General features: G+C 67.8%; 13 protein-coding genes. 8 read left to right on the top strand and 5 right to left on the bottom strand.

The features are described from left to right. The first annotated feature begins 49 nt into the window (after positions 1-49). The gene (gene bla / locus ACWGRX_RS08150) at positions 50-1,054 is read left to right on the top strand and encodes a class A beta-lactamase (protein ID WP_452117130.1); all 1,005 of its coding nucleotides are present in this window, start codon (positions 50-52) and stop codon (positions 1,052-1,054) included. 3 nt (positions 1,055-1,057) lie between these two features. On the opposite strand, the gene ACWGRX_RS08155 is transcribed toward bla, so the two are convergent. Then, the gene (locus tag ACWGRX_RS08155) at positions 1,058-1,963 is read right to left on the bottom strand and encodes a DMT family transporter (RefSeq protein WP_452117131.1); all 906 of its coding nucleotides are present in this window, start codon (positions 1,961-1,963) and stop codon (positions 1,058-1,060) included. A 113-nt stretch (positions 1,964-2,076) separates the two neighbouring features. On the opposite strand from ACWGRX_RS08155, the gene ACWGRX_RS08160 reads away from it, so the two are divergent. Beyond that, a complete protein-coding gene (locus tag ACWGRX_RS08160; RefSeq protein WP_452117132.1) occupies positions 2,077-2,958 on the top strand; it encodes a type 1 glutamine amidotransferase in 882 nt (293 codons plus the stop codon). Between the two features lie 126 nt (positions 2,959-3,084). Here the strand turns inward: ACWGRX_RS08160 and ACWGRX_RS08165 are convergent, their stop codons facing one another. Continuing rightward, on the bottom strand, positions 3,085-3,690 hold the full coding sequence (locus ACWGRX_RS08165) for an NAD(P)H-dependent oxidoreductase (RefSeq protein WP_452117133.1): 606 nt from the start codon (positions 3,688-3,690) through the stop codon (positions 3,085-3,087). Between the two features lie 76 nt (positions 3,691-3,766). Between ACWGRX_RS08165 and ACWGRX_RS08170 the strand changes: the two genes are divergently transcribed. The 3 genes from ACWGRX_RS08170 (at position 3,767) to ACWGRX_RS08180 (ending at position 8,187) form a co-directional block, all read left to right on the top strand. Next, complete coding sequence (locus ACWGRX_RS08170) at positions 3,767-4,375, top strand: TetR/AcrR family transcriptional regulator (protein ID WP_452117134.1); 609 nt, start codon at positions 3,767-3,769, stop codon at positions 4,373-4,375. 83 nt (positions 4,376-4,458) lie between these two features. Next, a complete protein-coding gene (locus ACWGRX_RS08175) occupies positions 4,459-6,081 on the top strand; it encodes an ABC-F family ATP-binding cassette domain-containing protein (RefSeq protein WP_452117135.1) in 1,623 nt (540 codons plus the stop codon). A gap of 417 nt (positions 6,082-6,498) precedes the next feature. Further along, the gene (locus ACWGRX_RS08180) at positions 6,499-8,187 is read left to right on the top strand and encodes a mucoidy inhibitor MuiA family protein (protein WP_452117136.1); all 1,689 of its coding nucleotides are present in this window, start codon (positions 6,499-6,501) and stop codon (positions 8,185-8,187) included. 163 nt (positions 8,188-8,350) lie between these two features. On the opposite strand, the gene ACWGRX_RS08185 is transcribed toward ACWGRX_RS08180, so the two are convergent. Beyond that, a complete protein-coding gene (locus ACWGRX_RS08185) occupies positions 8,351-9,562 on the bottom strand; it encodes an amidohydrolase (protein ID WP_452117137.1) in 1,212 nt (403 codons plus the stop codon). 337 nt (positions 9,563-9,899) lie between these two features. Here ACWGRX_RS08185 and ACWGRX_RS08190 point away from each other — a divergent pair, with 337 nt between their 5' ends. Continuing rightward, positions 9,900-10,643: a peptidoglycan-binding domain-containing protein gene (locus tag ACWGRX_RS08190; protein ID WP_452117138.1), complete on the top strand. Its 744-nt coding sequence runs from the start codon at positions 9,900-9,902 to the stop codon at positions 10,641-10,643. An 8-nt stretch (positions 10,644-10,651) separates the two neighbouring features. On the opposite strand, the gene ACWGRX_RS08195 is transcribed toward ACWGRX_RS08190, so the two are convergent. Continuing rightward, positions 10,652-11,230: a tyrosine phosphatase family protein gene (locus tag ACWGRX_RS08195; RefSeq protein WP_452117139.1), complete on the bottom strand. Its 579-nt coding sequence runs from the start codon at positions 11,228-11,230 to the stop codon at positions 10,652-10,654. A gap of 478 nt (positions 11,231-11,708) precedes the next feature. Here ACWGRX_RS08195 and ACWGRX_RS08200 point away from each other — a divergent pair, with 478 nt between their 5' ends. Then, positions 11,709-13,001: an adenylosuccinate synthase gene (locus tag ACWGRX_RS08200; RefSeq protein WP_452117350.1), complete on the top strand. Its 1,293-nt coding sequence runs from the start codon at positions 11,709-11,711 to the stop codon at positions 12,999-13,001. A 31-nt stretch (positions 13,002-13,032) separates the two neighbouring features. Further along, on the top strand, positions 13,033-14,265 hold the full coding sequence (locus ACWGRX_RS08205; protein WP_452117140.1) for a serine/threonine-protein kinase: 1,233 nt from the start codon (positions 13,033-13,035) through the stop codon (positions 14,263-14,265). A gap of 131 nt (positions 14,266-14,396) precedes the next feature. On the opposite strand, the gene ACWGRX_RS08210 is transcribed toward ACWGRX_RS08205, so the two are convergent. Continuing rightward, the gene (locus ACWGRX_RS08210; protein WP_452117141.1) at positions 14,397-16,019 is read right to left on the bottom strand and encodes a peptide chain release factor 3; all 1,623 of its coding nucleotides are present in this window, start codon (positions 16,017-16,019) and stop codon (positions 14,397-14,399) included. Between the last annotated feature and the right edge of the window lie 80 nt (positions 16,020-16,099).

Consider the following 16,099-nt stretch of genomic DNA (forward strand, 5'->3'; position numbering starts at 1 on the left):
GGCGCCGCAATCACCCTCCCCTGTGGCAGCCTGCCACAGGGGATTTTTCATGCCGACCCGCCGCGCCTTCGCCTGCTCCGCCGCCCTCATCCTTCTCGCCGCCTCGCCCGCCTTCGCCGACTGGGACAAGGCAAGGCTCGATGCCGGGATCAAATCGATCGAGCAAACGGCGAAAGGGCGCCTCGGCGTCGCGCTCCTCGACCTCAGGGATCGCAAGAGCTGGTCGCATCGCGGCACCGAGCCCTTCCCGATGCAGAGCGTGTTCAAGCTGCCGCTCGCGGTCGCGGTGCTGCAGGCGGTCGAGGCCGGAAAGCTGAAGCTCGACCAGAAGATCACCGTCACCCGCAACGATCTCTCGCTCTATCACAGCCCGCTGGCGAAGGGCTTCAAGGGCGAGCGCAACGACTACACGCTGCGCGATCTCCTCACCCGCTCGACGGCCGAGAGCGACAACACCGCCGCCGATCTCTTGCTGCGCCTGATCGGCGGGCCGCAGGTCCTGACCGCGATGCTGCGGGATGGCGGCGTTCCCGGCATCTCGGTCGACCGCTATGAGCGCGTCTTCCAGCCAGAGATTCTCGGCCTGCCCGGCTATCGCTGGGACGAGGCGATCGACACCGCCGCCTTCTACAAGGCGATCCAGGCGATCCCGGCCGCCCAGCGACGCAAGACGCTGGAAGCCTCGCTCAAGGACAGGCGCGACGCCGCCAGCCCCGATGCCTCGGCCGCCTTCCTCGAGGCGCTCGCCAAGGGCAACTGGCTGCGCGAGCCCGCGCACACCGCCCTGCTCGACAAGATCATGCTGGAAACCAAGACAGGGCAGCAGCGCATCCGGGCCGGCCTGCCGCAGGGCGCGCGCTTTGCCCACAAGACCGGGCTCGGCCCGAGCGCCGACGGGCTCAACCACGCCACCAACGACATCGGCATCGTCACCCTGCCGGACGGCCGCCGCCTCGCCATCGCGGTCTATCTCGCCGGGTCACAGGCCGATGCCAAGGCTCGCGAAGCCGCCCATGCGGCGGTCGCGCGGCTGGCGGTGGAGAGTTTGCGCTGAGGCTCAGCGCCTGCGCTCCGCGATCCAGATCCCGCCGAGCACCAGCGCCAGCGCCAGCCCGTGATAGAGCGCGAGGTGCTCGCCGAGGATGAGCACCGCAAGCACCGGCGCGAACACCGGCACGAGGTTGACGAAGACACCGGCGCGGCCGGGACCGATCAATTCGATCGCCCGCATGAAGAAGAGCTGCGACGCCAGCGAGGGGCCCACCACGACATAGATCAGGATCAGCCAGCCGGTCGGCGTCGGCCAAAAGGCCTCGCCGGTGGCGATCTCGGCCGCGAGAAGCGGCAGCGAAACCAGGCAGGCGACCATCGCCATCGCGGTGAAGAAGATCAGCCCGGGCATGGGCGGGCGCGTGCGGATGCCGACGGTGTAGCCGGCATAGAGCAGGCAGGCGATGATCATCCAGAGATCGCCGGGCACGAAGCTGAGCTGAAGCAGGGTATGCCAGTCGCCGCGGCTCGCCGTGACGAGCACGCCGAGAATGGTGACGGAGACGCCGAGCGCCTGCAGCCCGCCGATCGGGGTCCGAAAGGCGAGAAAGGCACCAAGCAACACGAAGACCGGGATCGAGCCCTGCAGAATGCCGATATTGATCGCGGTGGTCGAATAGGCCGCGATGTACATCAGCGTATTGAAGGCGGTGAAGCCGAAGGTGCCGAGCAGCGTCACCTTGAGCCAGTTCGCCTTCAGCACCGGCCAGTGCTCGCGCAGCCCCTGCCGGAACAGATAGGGCATGACGGCGCAGACCAGGACCCAGCGCAGCGAGGTCAGCGTCATCGGCGCGATATGGCCGACGGCGAGCCGGCTGGCGACGGCGTTGCCGGCCCAGAGCAGGGTGGTCAGCGTCAGCAGAAGATAGGCATTGGCCCAGATTCGCTGAGGAAGGGAGGCGGCCGGCTGCAAGATGCACGATCCTCATATCTGCGGAGCGCTTGCATAGCCTTGCAGGCAGCGCTTCTCCTATGAGAGGAGGCGCAACGCAGCCCGTCGCCACACGCAATCGTGCCGAGGAAGCCATGAATCTGTTCGCCCACAAGCCGCTCCGCGTCCTCGTCGTCGACGGCTACAAGCGCGCACAGCGCGAGGAGTACGCGCGCGACAGCGGCGCGACACCGGGCGAGGCCTATGCCGCCGAGCTCCGGCGGATCGAGCCCTCTCTGGTCACGGACATCTGCCTGCCCGCCGACGAGGGCGCCAATCTGCCCGATGGCAGCGGGCTCGCCTCCTATGACGGCATCGCCCTGACCGGCTCGTCCCTGCACATCCACAGCCCGGAACCGGCAGTGACCCGGCAGATCGAATTGATGCGGGCGATCTACCAGAGCGGCACGCCCTGTTTCGGCTCCTGCTGGGGCATCCAGATCGCGGCCGTCGCCGCCGGCGGCAGCGTCGCGCTCAATCCGAACGGGCTGGAGATCGGCTTCGCCCGCCGCATCGCCAAGACTGAGGCCGGCGCCGCGCATCCCCTGCTCGCCGGCCGCCCCGCCGCCTTCGACGCGCCGGCGATCCATTTCGACAGCATCGTCGCCCCGCCGGACGACGCCACCATCCTCGCCACGAACACGATGAGCCCGATCCAGGCGGCCGAGTTCCGCCAGGACGGTGGGACCTTCTGGGGCGTGCAGTACCATCCGGAATTCTCGCTGCGCCTGATCGCCACGATCCTGCGCCGGCATAGCAAGGCGCTGATCGAACGCGGCTTCCGCCGCGACGAGGCCGACACGGAAGGCTGGCTCGCCGATCTCGATGCGCTCGACGCCGATCCCGCCCGCCGCGATCTCGCCTGGGCGCATGGGCTGGACGAGGAGGTGCTCGACCCGGTCAGGCGCGTGACCGAGCTCAGGAACTTCCTGGAGATGCGGGTGAAGCCAGAGGCGAGCCTGCGCGGGCGCGCTTGAATTTCTCCGTCATGCTCGCCCTTGTGGCGAGCATCCACGTTTTGAACACCTCATTCGCACGAAGAAGACGTGGATGGTCGGGACAGGCCCGACCATGACGGACATCGCGACGCCTGGAACGATAGATTACGCAGCGTCGGCCACCTTGCTCACTGCCGACGCAAACACCCTGCCGCCGAGCACGCGCGCCGTATCGAGATGCTCCGACATCTCCGGCACCGGCACCAAGAGTTCCGAGGTCACCACCGGCGCGCCGCAATAGCCGAAGATGCCGTGGTCGATCTGCGTGCGCATCGCGCCGAAATAGCCGTGGCGGGCATAGGTGCGCAGGTCGGCCCCGGCGACCGCGACGAGATGGACCGGCAGGTGCTGCAGCTTCCTCACCGTCTTCCCACCTTCCAGCTCGTCATAGGCCCAGCCATTGGCGAAGACGCGCTCGATCCAGCCCTTCATCAGCGCCGGCATCGACCACCAATAAACCGGATAGACCAGTACCAGCGCATCGGCCCGGTCGATCCGCATCTGCTCGAAAGCGATATCGGCGGGCTGGGCGATCTCGCGGCGATGGGCGGCGAGGTCATTCAGCGTGAAGCGCGGATCGAAGCCCTCCCTGGCGAGATCGGCGATCTCGGCGCTGTGACCGGCGCCGGAGACGCCCTCGGCCAGCTTCTGCGCCACGGCTTGGCTGAGCGAGGCGGGATCGGGATGGGCGACGACGACGAGGGCGTGCATGCGAAATCTCCGCTGTGATTGCGATCGGCGGTCGATCGCTATATACTTTTAGTAAGTTACTTTTGGTATATAAAACATGTCAAGCACGGAACCCAGCCTGCCACGCCGTCAGCGCCTGACGCGCGAGGAGCGCCAGCGCCAGCTGATCGAGACCGCCTGGCGGATCGTCGGCGACGAAGGAACGGACGCCCTGACGCTCGGGCGCCTGGCCGAATGGGCCGGGGTGACCAAGCCAGTGGTCTACAGCCACTTCCCGACCCGCAGCGCCCTGTTGATCGCGCTCTACCGCGACTTCGACATGCGCGAATACGCGGTCATGGAAGCAGCGCTCGAAAGCAGCGAGGCCAGCCTCGCGGGCAAGGCGGGCGCGATCGCCTCCTCCTATGTCGACTGCGTGCTGGCGCAGGGGCGCGAGATCCCCGGCGTCATGGCAGCGCTTGCCGGCTCACCCGAGCTCGCCGCCGTCAAGCGCGACTGCGACCTGATCTTCCTGGAAAAATGCCGGGGCCTGCTCGCGCCCTTCGCCGCCGGCAGGACGATCCCGACCGCCGGCTTACGCGCCATGCTCGGCGCTGCCGAAGCCCTGTCGCACGCAGCGGCGACGCAAGAGATCGGCGCCGACGAGGCGAAGCGCGAGCTGTTCGAGACGATCGCCGCCATGGTCGCGCGCAGCGCAAGGGGCTGATCCGGCACGCTGCGGGGTTCCGTGCGCGTCCCGCAGCCTGTAAACGCGCGGCAATTCCAGATCTCGAAAACCTCCCGGACACCATGATTCGCCTCGAAAGCATCGGCAAGCAGAACGGCCGCCAGATCATTTTCATCGAGGCCTCGGCCGCCTTGCAGAGGGGCGAGAAGATCGGCCTGGTCGGTCCAAACGGTGCCGGCAAGACCACCCTGTTCCGGATGATCACCGGTGAGGAACTCCCGGATGAGGGCCAGGTCTCGGTCGATCGCGGCACCACCATCGGCTATTTCAGCCAGGATGTCGGCGACATGGCCGGCCGCAGCGCCGTCTCCGAGGTGATGGACGGCGCCGGCCCGGTCAGCTCTGTCGCGGCCGAGCTGAAGGAGCTCGAGGCGGCGCTCGGCGATCCCGACCGCGTCGACGAGATGGAGGCGCTGATCGCCCGCTATGGCGAGGTCCAAGGCCGCTTCGAGGAGCTTGACGGCTACGCGCTCGACGGCCGCGCCCGCGAGGTGCTCGCCGGCCTCGGCTTCAGCCAGGAGATGATGGAGGGCGATGTCGGCGCGCTCTCCGGAGGCTGGAAGATGCGCGTCGCGCTCGCCCGCATCCTGCTGATGCGCCCGGACGCCATGCTGCTCGACGAGCCGAGCAACCATCTCGACCTCGAAAGCCTTATCTGGCTGGAGAGCTTCCTCAAGGGCTATGACGGCGCCCTCTTGATGACCTCGCACGACCGCGAGTTCATGAACCGCATCGTCGGCAAGATCGTCGAGATCGACGGTGGCAGCCTCACCAGCTATTCCGGCGATTACGAATTCTACCAGCAGCAGCGGGCGCTGGCCGAGAAGCAGCAGCAGGCGCAGTTCGAGCGCCAGCAGGCGATGCTCGCCAAGGAGATCGCCTTCATCGAGCGTTTCAAGGCCCGTGCCTCGCATGCCGCGCAGGTGCAGAGCCGCGTCAAGAAGCTCGACAAGATCGACCGGGTCGAGCCGCCGCGCCGCCGCCAGACCGTGCAGTTCGAGTTCCAGCCGGCGCCGCGCTCCGGCGAGGACGTCGCCACGCTGAAGAACGTCCATGTCCGCTATGGCAGCCGCAGCATCTATGAGGGACTCGACTTCCAGGTCCGTCGCAAGGAGCGCTGGTGCGTGATGGGCGTCAACGGCGCCGGAAAGTCGACGCTGCTGAAGCTCGTCGCCGGCTCATCGAAGCCCGATGACGGATCCGTCGCCATCGGCGCGAGCGTCAAGATGGGCTATTTCGCCCAGCACGCCATGGAGCTGCTCGACGGCGACGCCACCGTCTTCGAGTCGCTGGAAGGCTCCTTCCCGCAGGCCGGCCAGGGCTCGCTGCGGGCGCTCGCCGGCTGCTTCGGCTTCTCGGGCGACGATGTCGAGAAGCGCTGCCGCTTCCTCTCGGGCGGCGAGAAGGCACGGCTCGTCATGGCGAAGATGCTCTACGACCCGCCGAACTTCCTCGTGCTCGACGAGCCGACCAACCATCTCGACATCGCCACCAAGGAAATGCTGATCACGGCGCTCGCGCAATACGAGGGCACCATGCTCTTCGTCAGCCACGACCGGCATTTCCTGGCGGCGCTCTCGAACCGGGTGCTCGAGCTGACGCCGGAAGGCGTCCATCTCTATGGCGGCGGCTACACCGAATATGTCGCCAGCACCGGCCAGGAGGCGCCGGGCCTGCGCAGCTGATTTCCTTCCCCCCTTGGGGGCGAAGGCGGCCCGCAGGGCCGGATGAGGCGTCGCACAGGCCTTTCACGTCGTGGTCGGGCTCGTCCCGACCATCCACGTCTTCCCTGGTCAGCTGTCGTGCTCCAGGACGTGGATGCTCGCCACAAGGGCGAACATGACGGAAAGATCACGCGCCCCCCGCCCCTGCCCGTCCCCGCAAGGGCGGGGGGTTTCCCGCGCCTCCTCGCGTTTCGAACTCATGCATCCCTCGCTCCCCTGACGCAGCGAAAACCGTCCTGGCGACGGCAAGAGGCTGCCATCGTCGCCGGGCGGTGGTCATGCCCTCGCGGCGCCTTTCCACCTTCCGGCCCAATTCCGCCCTCGCCGCGCCGAAATCCCTCGGGCAAATCGCGGCCGCGTGATTTGTCGGGGGACAGCATGATGATGAAGACCGGATTGGCCGCAGCCTTGTTTCTCGCCCCGGGCCTGGCCGGCGCCGCCGAGATCGAGCTCGCCTCGCAGATCGACCGCGTCACCGTCTATCCGGACGGCGCCGTGGTAACCCGCCTCGGCAAGGCCGCCCTCCTGCAGGGCGTCTCGCAGATCGTGCTGCGCGGCCTGCCGGCGACCGTCGATCCCGCCTCGATCCGGGTCGAGGCGGAAGGCGACGGCCCCTTCACGATCGGCGCGGTCGATGTCCGCCAGATTCCCGGCGAGGCCCGCCCTGCCGTCGACGCCGCCCTGGAAGGCAAGATCAGGGCCCTGCAAGGCGAGAAGGCGAAGCTCTCGGGCGAGGTCAGCGCCGTCGAGGCCAAGCGCGCGACGATCGAGAATTTCGGCAGGACCGGCCCCGACAAGCTCGGCCCCGACGGCAAGGCGCTGCCGGTCACCGACTGGCCGGCGATCTTCGATGCGATCGGCACCGCCTTGGTCAAGGTACAGGGCGAATTGCTGACCCTGCGCAACCGCATTTCCGATCTCGACGCCGAGATCGCGGCGCTGGAGAAGGCCCGCCCGCATGGCGCCCGCGCCGGCCAGCCCAGGCGCGAGGTCGCCATCGCCGTCGAGGCGAAGGCGCCGGTCGCGGCCGAGATCGCGGTCAGCTACCGCGTCTCGGGTGCGAGCTGGCTGCCGGTCTACGAGGCTAGGCTGACCACCGACAACGCCAATGGCGGCGCCGAGATCGCCTTCACCCGCCGCGCCGAATTGCGCCAGCGCACCGGCGAGGACTGGAGCGAGGTCGCTGTCGAACTCTCGACGACACGCTCGGCGCAAGGAACGCGGGCGCCGGAGTTGAGCCCCTTGCGCATCGCTTTCTACGAGCCGCCGGTGGTCTATGAGGAGCGCGCGCGTGCCCTGCGGCAGGAAGCCGAACGCGCGGGCCGGCCGCCCGCTCTGGCGATAGCCCCCGTCCCCGCCTCGCCGGAGCCCGCCGCCGACGCCCTCCAGAAGCAGCAGGCCGAGGTGCAGACCGCCGGCATCAGCGCCGGCGCCTATCAGGCGAGCTTCATGGTCCCGGGCCGGGTCTCCATCCCGCCGGACGGCTCCAGCAAGGCGGTGGTGCTGACGCAAGGCAAGCTCAAACCCGAGCTCGCCGCCCGCGCCACGCCGGAACTGGAGGAGAAGGCCTATCTCGAGGCGAGCTTCAGCCATGAGGACGAGGCGCCGCTGCTCGCCGGCGAGGTCTATCTGCACCGTGACGGCGCCTATATCGGCAAGGGGCGCCTCCGGCAGGTCGCGCCCGGCGACAAGGTCGAGCTCGGCTTCGGCGCCGATGACCGCATCAAGGTGACGCGCGCGCCGGTGCGCCGGCGCGAAAACGATTCCGGCTGGCTCGGTTCGACCCGCACCGACCAGCGTGAGTTCAAGACGGTGGTGAAGAGCCTGCACGCCCAGCCGGTGAAGCTCACCGTGATCGAGCGCGTGCCCTTCTCGGAGAACAGCGCGATCACCGTCGAGCTGTTGTCGCAGAGCACGCCGCCGACCGAGAAGCAGGTCGGCGACAAGCGCGGCGTCTCGGCCTGGAGCTTCGAGCTCGCTCCCGGCGCGCAGAAGGAGATCCGCCTCGCCTACCGGATCAAATATCCCGGCGACCGCGAGGTGATCTTCGACCAGACGCGGCGGTAGCAGCCCTTTCCCCTTGCGGGAGAAGATGACCGCGCAGCGGCCGGATGAGAGGGCGCGCTGCGTTTTCCGTCCTGCTCGCCCTTGTGGCGAGCATCCACGTCTTAGACCCCGCATGCGACCGACGAAGGCGTGGATGGTCGGGACAAGCCCGACCATGACGGCCTCACTCGGCAGCGACGGCCTGCCAGCCCTGGCCGAGTTCCTGTTCGACGAGGCCGACCCAGTAGCGCACGCCGGCCGGGATGATCGCGTCGTTGAAGTCGTAGAGCGGGGTGTGAAGCCCTTTGAACGAGCCGTCGGCCTCGACGCCGTTGCCGATGCGCATGAAGGCGCCGGGGCAGACCAGCATCATCTCGGCAAAGTCCTCGCCGCCGGTGCCACGCAGCATCTGACCGTTGACATGCGCGGGATCGACGGCGGACGAGGCCGCTGCGACCGCGACCTTGACCTGCTCGGCCGCGTTGACCAGCGGGCTGGTGCCGCGATGGTAATGGGCCTCCGCCTCGCAGCCCCAGGCCTGCGCCGTCGCAGCCGCGAGTTCGGCGATACGGCGCTCGACCAGCGCCCGCACCTCCTGCGAATAGGTCCGCGCCGTGCCGCCGATGACGAGCTCGGAGGGGATGACGTTCGAGGCGTTCTCGTCGCCGCCATGGATGAAGCCGACGCTGATCACGGCGGTGTCGAGCGGCGCGACATTGCGGCCGATGATGCCCTGCAGGCCGAGCACGAAATGCGCCTGCGCATAGGTGATGTCGGTCGAGCGGTGCGGCTGCGAGCCGCCATGACCGCCGACGCCGCGGAAGCTCACCTTCCAGGAATCGGCCGCCGCGAGGAAGGGGCCGACCGCCGTGCCGAAATGCGAGGCCGGCACGCCCGGCGTGTTGTGCAGACCGTAGATGGCGTCGCAGGGGAAGCGCTCGAACAGCCCGTCCGCGAGCATGGCATTGGCGCCGCCGCGGCCCTCCTCGGCCGGCTGGAAGATCAGGTTGACCGTGCCGCCGAAATCCCGATTCTCGGCGAGGTAGCGCCCGGCGGCGAGCAGCATGGTGGTATGCCCGTCATGGCCGCAGGCATGCATCCGGCCGGGAAACTTCGAGGCATGCGGCAGCCCGGTCAGCTCCTCGAGGGCGAGGCAGTCCATGTCGGCCCGCAGGCCGATGGCGCGCTGGCCCGGCCCCTTGCCGCGAATGACGCCGACGACACCGGTCTGGCCGATATTCTCGGTGACCTCGACGCCCCATTCGCGCAGCTTGTCGGCGACGAGCCTGGCCGTGCGATGCTCTTCCAGGCCGAGCTCGGGATGGGCGTGGATGTCGCGGCGGATCGTCGTGAACTCGGCATGGTTTTGGCCGAGCCAGTCGTCGAGCTTCGTCATGGTCGCGTTCCCCTGCTTGCGGCTGTTTTTGAAGCATGGCCCGTGCCATCGCCATCCGCCGTCCCTTGAATTCATAGGGCCGATCGCCGCCAGATCACTCTGCAAACGCGGCAAAACAGCCATGCTTCGGAAGACTGGCGCCCCTTTCGACACCGTTCGCCAACGCGATCCGGCTACCCCGCGACGAAGCGGGACACAGGCTTGTCTCGCGATCGGGAAGCCCAGCCCGGTCATGGCGCAACCTTGAATTGACTCCGCAAATGTCGCTGCCAAGCTGCTCGCCGAAGCGGCCGTGCGAGCACCGGCCGGTCTCCCCTGAGCGATGCAGGAGGCGGCGATGATCCAGAAGAAGGGCTCGACCGGGCCCCTTGTCTTCACGATCCAGGAACAGCTCAATCTGCGCATGCCGGCGAACGCCAACCGCGCCGCGCTGAAGACCAATGGTCAGTTCGACGCCACGACCGAAAAGCGCGTCAGGGAATTCCAGGCGATGATGAACCTGACGGTCACGGGCATCGTCGACGACGTCACCTCTGCGGTAATCACCCAGTCTTCATTCGAGTACGAAGCGATCCCGCGTCCGATCGTCATCCTGCAGAACACGAGCCGCTATCATTGCTGGGCAGCCGCCCTCTCCTCCTGGACCCAGGCCATCCCCCGGGTGAAGACGATCAGCCTCTGGCAGGCGCTGGAGGACTACAGGAAGGTCGCCGGAGCGCTCGACGAGGACAATGAAGGGATGACGACGCGTGGCTGGACCCAGGTCGTCAAGCGCTGGGGGCTGCAGTTCAAGGCCTATGGCGGCAGCAAGGGCGCCGATATCGACGATCTGACGATCGACAAAATCTGGCGCCAGGCGAAGGCGCGGGGCCCGATGCTGATCGCCTATAACCTCCCCGACACGGATGGCGAGGTCGCCCACACCATCGTCGCCTATGGCGTCTTCATCGGCTTCAGCGAAGACAATCCCAATTTCCGTGGCTATCGCGTCTGGTGCATGAACCCATGGCGGATCGGCCGGCAGATGATGCCGTTGGCCGATATCCGCACGGGCGGGGCAGCGCTGGTGATGTGGAAATAGCCGGCCGCTCAGCCCGCCATCTCGACCTCGGCGCCGCGGCCGAGATCGGCCATCCACTGGCGGTAGCGCGGCTGCGCCTCGAGCTGGAGCGCATAATGCCGGCGCAGCGCGTCCGTGAGCCGGCCGCGACGCTTCAGCGCCTGATCCGCGAAGCCGATCATCACCGAATTCGGCCAGGCCTGCGGCCGGATCGCGCGGAGGCGCGCGAACAGCGCATCCTCGCTCTCGTCGGCGTGGACCTGCGCGATCAGCGACAGCATCGCCGCGGTCGAGCGCGAAATGCCCATGTGGCAGTGGACCAGCAGATGTCCCTCGTGGCGCTGCTCCGCCGATTCGCGCAGCTTCGCGCCAAAACCGAGGATCTCGTCGACATGCGCCTGCGTCGGGTGCACGCGGCCTTCCTGCGGCGTGATGATGTCGTGGAAGCGCAGGGTCGTGCGTTCATGCGCCTCATAGGCCAGAAAGGATTCGAGCTCCGGCAGGTCCGGATCGAGCAGCGAGAGCACATGGCTGACCTTGCGCTGGCTCTGCGCCGGCAGCTCTTCGATGCCGCAAATGGTCAGCGTCGAAATGGCGATCGGTTGCATCGGTAGCGGGCCCCTGCATGACGGATGAGCCCGGGTTAGTCCTCCTCGCCCGCCCGGGCAACAGCGATAGCCGCAGGGCTGCCCCTCACCAGCCGGCACGAGTGCCCGCACCGGGAGGAAGCACAGCGCGGGATGTTGCCGCGAAGGGGCGACCAAACGCCGCCCTTGTCGACCGGTCAACGCCTAGCGACGGGCGGAATCGACCGGTGCGCAGCCAATTCTTCCCCGGTTTTCCCGGTCTCAGCCTTGACCTCGCCATGCTCTTGGAGGAAGAGGGGTTGCAAGGACCTCCCCGAAACCCCGGCCTTGCGCCGGGGTTTTCGTTTGTGCGGGCGCCTTGCGTCGGTGTGCTTTCGCTTCGGCCCGAATCGGCTGTCCGAAGCGAGTTTCGCGCCGGCCCGTTCTGGAGCATGGCCCGGTCGCGGAAGTGATGCCACTTCCGCTGTCGGGCTTCGGCAGCGAGAGAAAGGTCACCGCCATGGCGAACGTGGTCGTGGTCGGCGCCCAGTGGGGCGACGAGGGCAAGGGCAAGATCGTCGACTGGCTGTCGAGCCAGGCCGATGTGGTCGTCAGGTTCCAGGGTGGCCACAATGCCGGCCACACGCTCGTCATCGACGGCGTCGTCTACAAGCTCTCCTTGCTGCCCTCGGGCATCGTGCGCCCCGGCAAGCTCTCGGTCATCGGCAACGGCGTCGTCGTCGATCCCTGGCATCTCGTCGAGGAAATCGCCCGGCTGCGTGCCCAGGGCGTCGAGATCAGCCCTGCCAATCTGCGGATCGCCGACAATGCGACGCTGATCCTGCCGCTGCACCGCGAACTCGACCATTTCCGCGAGACCTCGAACACCACGCTGAAGATCGGCACGACCAAGCGCGGCATCGGCCCCGCCTATGAGGACAAGGTCGGCCGCCGCGCCATCCGTGTCGTCGACCTCAAGGACCGCACGATCCTCGAAGCCAAGATCGAGCGGCTGCTGGCCCATCACAACGCGCTGCGCCGCGGCCTCGGCATCGCCGAGATCGACGGCAAGGAATTGCTCGCGCAGCTGCTCGGCATCGCCGACGAGATCCTGCCCTTCGCCGACACGGTCTGGGCCCTGCTCGACACCGAGCGCCGCGCCGGCAAGCGCATCCTGTTCGAGGGCGCCCAGGGTGCCCTGCTCGATGTCGACCATGGCACCTATCCCTTCGTCACCTCCTCCAACATCGTCGCCGGCCAGGCTGCGACCGGCTCGGGCCTCGGCCCCTCCGCCGTCGGCTATGTGCTGGGCATCGCCAAGGCCTATACGACCCGCGTCGGCGAAGGACCGTTCCCGACCGAGCTCCACGACGAGATCGGCGAGCTGATCGGCCAGAAGGGCAAGGAATTCGGCGTCGTCACCGGCCGCAAGCGCCGCTGCGGCTGGTTCGACGCTTGCCTCGTCCGCCAGACCGTCAAGACCTCCGGCATCGACGGCATCGCGCTGACCAAGCTCGACATTCTCGACGGCTTCGCCGAGATCAAGGTCTGCACCGGCTATCGCCTCGACGGGCAGGTCCTCGAGCATCTGCCCGCCGGGCAGCGCGATCAGGCCCGTGTCGAGCCGATCTACGAGACCATTTCCGGCTGGGAAGGCTCGACCGCCGGCGCCCGCTCTTGGGCCGACCTTCCCGCCCAGGCGATCAAATATGTGCGCCGCATCGAGGAACTGATCGGAGCATCCGTCTCGGTGCTTTCGACCAGCCCGGAACGCGACGACACGATCCTGGTCCAGAATCCGTTCGAGGGTTGACGGACCGGAACAACACGGACATTTGAGGCCAATGGCCGATTTCCACCCCATTCTGGCGCGGGCGATTGCCGGGCTGACCGACAAGTCGCCCGAGGCGCGTCGGGCGGTCTATGACCGGGCCCGCGCCGCTCTGCTCTCACAGCTGCGCAGCCTCGATCCTCCGCTCTCGGAGGCCGACATCACCCGTGAGCGGCTTTCGCTCGACGAGGCGGTCTCGCGCATCGAGGCCGAGATCGCGCTCGCCGAGGCGATCGAACCGAGCTTTCCGCCGCTGCCCGCGGACGAGCGGCGCGACCCCGCTCCCGCACCGCTCCCGGTGCCGGAGCGAGACCCGCCAGAGCCACGCCCCTCCCCTGCTCCCGCTCCGGTGGCCGAACAGATCTTCGACGAGCGTCCGGCGATACGCGAGGAGACGGTCCCGACCCGGCCGCGCGTCGCCCCGCCACGTGCGCGCGGCGTCAACCCCGGCCATGTCCGCACCGCCGTCGTCGGTGCCGGTGTCGCGCTCGCCGTCGCGGTGATCGCCGGCGCGGCCTATTACGTCAACAAGATCAACCCGCCGCCGGAGCCGACCGTCAGGCCCCGCGCCGAAGCGTCGGCCCAGCCGCCGGCCGAGCAGTCCGGCAAGATCAGCGAACGGGCCGGGGCCGAGGCACCCGCTTCCTCGCAAGGGGCCCCGCAGCGAGGCCCGGCCGTTCCCGGCGCCGCCAGCGACGTCGCCGTCGCCCAGCGCGCCGTGCTCTATATCGAGGTTCCGGACGCGCCGCAGCAGCCGCGCACCGTCCCCGGCCGCGTCTTCTGGCGGCTCGACAGCGACACCGTCGGCCAGGGCCAGCCGGTCGAGACGATCGTGCGCGCCACCGTCGAGATTCCCGACGCCGGCCTCGCGCTCGACTTCACCATCCGGCGCAACACCGACCAGGCCTTCCCGGCCTCGCATATCATCGGCATGCGCTTCACCACCACCGGCGAAGCGGCGAGCGACACGGTCCGGGAAGTCGGCGTGCCACAGTTCAAGACCGATGAGGGCGAGCGTGGCGCGCCGCTCTCGGCGATTTCTTCGGCGCTCGGCGAGAACCTCTTCGTCGCGGCCTTGTCGAATGTCCAGGTCGAGGCCGATCGCAATCTCGACCTGCTCCAGACGAGGCCCTGGATCGACCTGCCGATTCGCTTCGCCTCCGGCCGACGCGGCATCATCACCTTCGAGAAGGGCGTCTCCGGCAGCCAGACCATCGCCGACGCGCTCGCGCGCTGGCGCGGCTGAGCCGCAGGACGTCACTTTCTGGCGCGGCGAAGCTCAGGTCCGAGAACATCCGACAGAATGCCGTTCGCCGGAGTTCCATTGCTTTCTGACATGGTCGGCTCGAGGCCGACCATGTCGAGCCCCCGGCAGCCTCAGCCGCCAGCGACCTTCTGGTAATCCTTCACATCCGAGAAGCTGATATCCGGAGAGCGCTCGGCATCGTATTTCAGCGTGAACTGCGACGAGGCCATGAACACCGGGTCGCCGTCGAGGTCATCGGCCATCGAGGACGGCTTCAGAGCGATGAACTTCTGCAGCGCGAGCTTGTCATCGCTCGAGACCCAGCGCGCGATCGCGAACTGACAGGGCTCGAAGTCGACGGGCAGCGAATACTCCACCTCCATCCGCTCCTTCAGCACGTCGAGCTGCAGCGCGCCGACGACGCCGACGATGGCTGGCGCCCCATCATGCGGCAGGAAGAGCTGGACGACGCCCTCCTCGGCCATCTGCTGTAGCGCCTCGCGCAGCTTCTTGGCCTTCATCGCGTCCTTGAGCTTGACGCGGCGCAGGATTTCCGGAGCGAAGGACGGCACGCCCTTGAAGATGATCTCCTCTCCCTCGGTCAGCGTATCGCCGATGCGCAGCGTGCCATGGTTCGGCAGGCCGACAATGTCGCCGGCATAGGCCTCCTCGGCAATCGAGCGGTCGCGGGCGAAGAAGAACTGCGGCGCGTTCAGCGGCATCGGCTTGCCGGTGCGCACCAGCTTCGCCTTCATGCCGCGCGAGAGCTTGCCCGAGCAGACGCGCATGAAGGCGATCCGGTCGCGATGGTTCGGGTCCATGTTCGCCTGGATCTTGAAGACGAAGCCGGTCATCTTCGGCTCGCCCGCCTCGACCGCACGCTTGTCGGCGATCTGGGCTCGCGGGCTCGGCGCGTGGCGGCCGAGCGCGTCGATCAGATCACGCACGCCGTAATCGCGCAGCGCCGCGCCGAAATAAAGCGGCGTCAGATGCCCCTCGCGGAAGGCCGTGAGATCGAACGGCTTCAGCCCTTCGCGCGCCAGGAAGACCTCTTCACGCCAGCTGTCGACCGCACCGTTCGGCAGCAGTTCGTCGAAGAGCGGATCGTCCTCGCCGGCGACGGCCGTGCCGGCATCGGTCTCGTCGCCCTTCTGGTTGCGGCGGAAGGTGTTCGAGGCGAAATCCAGCGTGCCGACGAATTCGCGCCCGCGCCCGACCGGCCAGGTCATCGGCGCGACGTCGAGCGCCAGCGTCGTCTCGATCTCGTTGATCAGGTCGAACGGGTCGCGCGTCTCGCGATCGACCTTGTTGATGAAGGTGACGATCGGGATGTCTCTGAGACGGCAGACCTCGAACAGCTTCTTGGTGCGTGCCTCGATGCCCTTGGCGGCGTCGATCACCATCACCGCGCTGTCGACCGCCGTCAGCGTCCGGTAGGTATCCTCCGAGAAGTCCTCGTGGCCCGGCGTGTCGAGCAGGTTGAAGACATGCCCGCCATATTCGAACGTCATCACCGAAGTGACCACCGAAATGCCACGCTGGCGCTCGATCTTCATCCAGTCGGAGGAGGTCTGGCGCCGGCCGGCCTTGGCCCTGACCTCGCCGGCGAGCTGGATCGCGCCGCCGAAATACAGCAGTTTCTCGGTCAGCGTGGTCTTGCCGGCGTCCGGGTGCGAGATGATCGCGAAGGTCCGGCGGCGCGCATGCGGCGCGGCGACGGCCACGGCGCCGTCGAGTGTCTGAAGATCGGTCATGGCGTGGTTGAGACAGGATGCCGGCTCCTGAGTCAATCGCCCTGCCCCGGCCTGAGCCGGCGTTTTTGACGGGCCCAACG

It is taken from the genome of Allobosea sp. NPDC055594, assembly GCF_053618995.1.

Bases quoted from the DNA above. Each gene is read 5' to 3' on its own strand.
- bla (WP_452117130.1), top strand. From the start codon at position 50: ATGCCGACCCGCCGCGCCTTCGCCTGCTCCGCCGCCCTCATCCTTCTC.
- ACWGRX_RS08160 (WP_452117132.1), top strand. From the start codon at position 2,077: ATGAATCTGTTCGCCCACAAGCCGCTCCGCGTCCTCGTCGTCGACGGC.
- ACWGRX_RS08165 (WP_452117133.1), bottom strand. From the start codon at position 3,690: ATGCACGCCCTCGTCGTCGTCGCCCATCCCGATCCCGCCTCGCTCAGC.
- ACWGRX_RS08170 (WP_452117134.1), top strand. From the start codon at position 3,767: ATGTCAAGCACGGAACCCAGCCTGCCACGCCGTCAGCGCCTGACGCGC.
- ACWGRX_RS08175 (WP_452117135.1), top strand. From the start codon at position 4,459: ATGATTCGCCTCGAAAGCATCGGCAAGCAGAACGGCCGCCAGATCATT.
- ACWGRX_RS08180 (WP_452117136.1), top strand. From the start codon at position 6,499: ATGATGATGAAGACCGGATTGGCCGCAGCCTTGTTTCTCGCCCCGGGC.
- ACWGRX_RS08185 (WP_452117137.1), bottom strand. From the start codon at position 9,562: ATGACGAAGCTCGACGACTGGCTCGGCCAAAACCATGCCGAGTTCACG.
- ACWGRX_RS08190 (WP_452117138.1), top strand. From the start codon at position 9,900: ATGATCCAGAAGAAGGGCTCGACCGGGCCCCTTGTCTTCACGATCCAG.
- ACWGRX_RS08195 (WP_452117139.1), bottom strand. From the start codon at position 11,230: ATGCAACCGATCGCCATTTCGACGCTGACCATTTGCGGCATCGAAGAG.
- ACWGRX_RS08200 (WP_452117350.1), top strand. From the start codon at position 11,709: ATGGCGAACGTGGTCGTGGTCGGCGCCCAGTGGGGCGACGAGGGCAAG.
- ACWGRX_RS08205 (WP_452117140.1), top strand. From the start codon at position 13,033: ATGGCCGATTTCCACCCCATTCTGGCGCGGGCGATTGCCGGGCTGACC.
- ACWGRX_RS08210 (WP_452117141.1), bottom strand. From the start codon at position 16,019: ATGACCGATCTTCAGACACTCGACGGCGCCGTGGCCGTCGCCGCGCCG.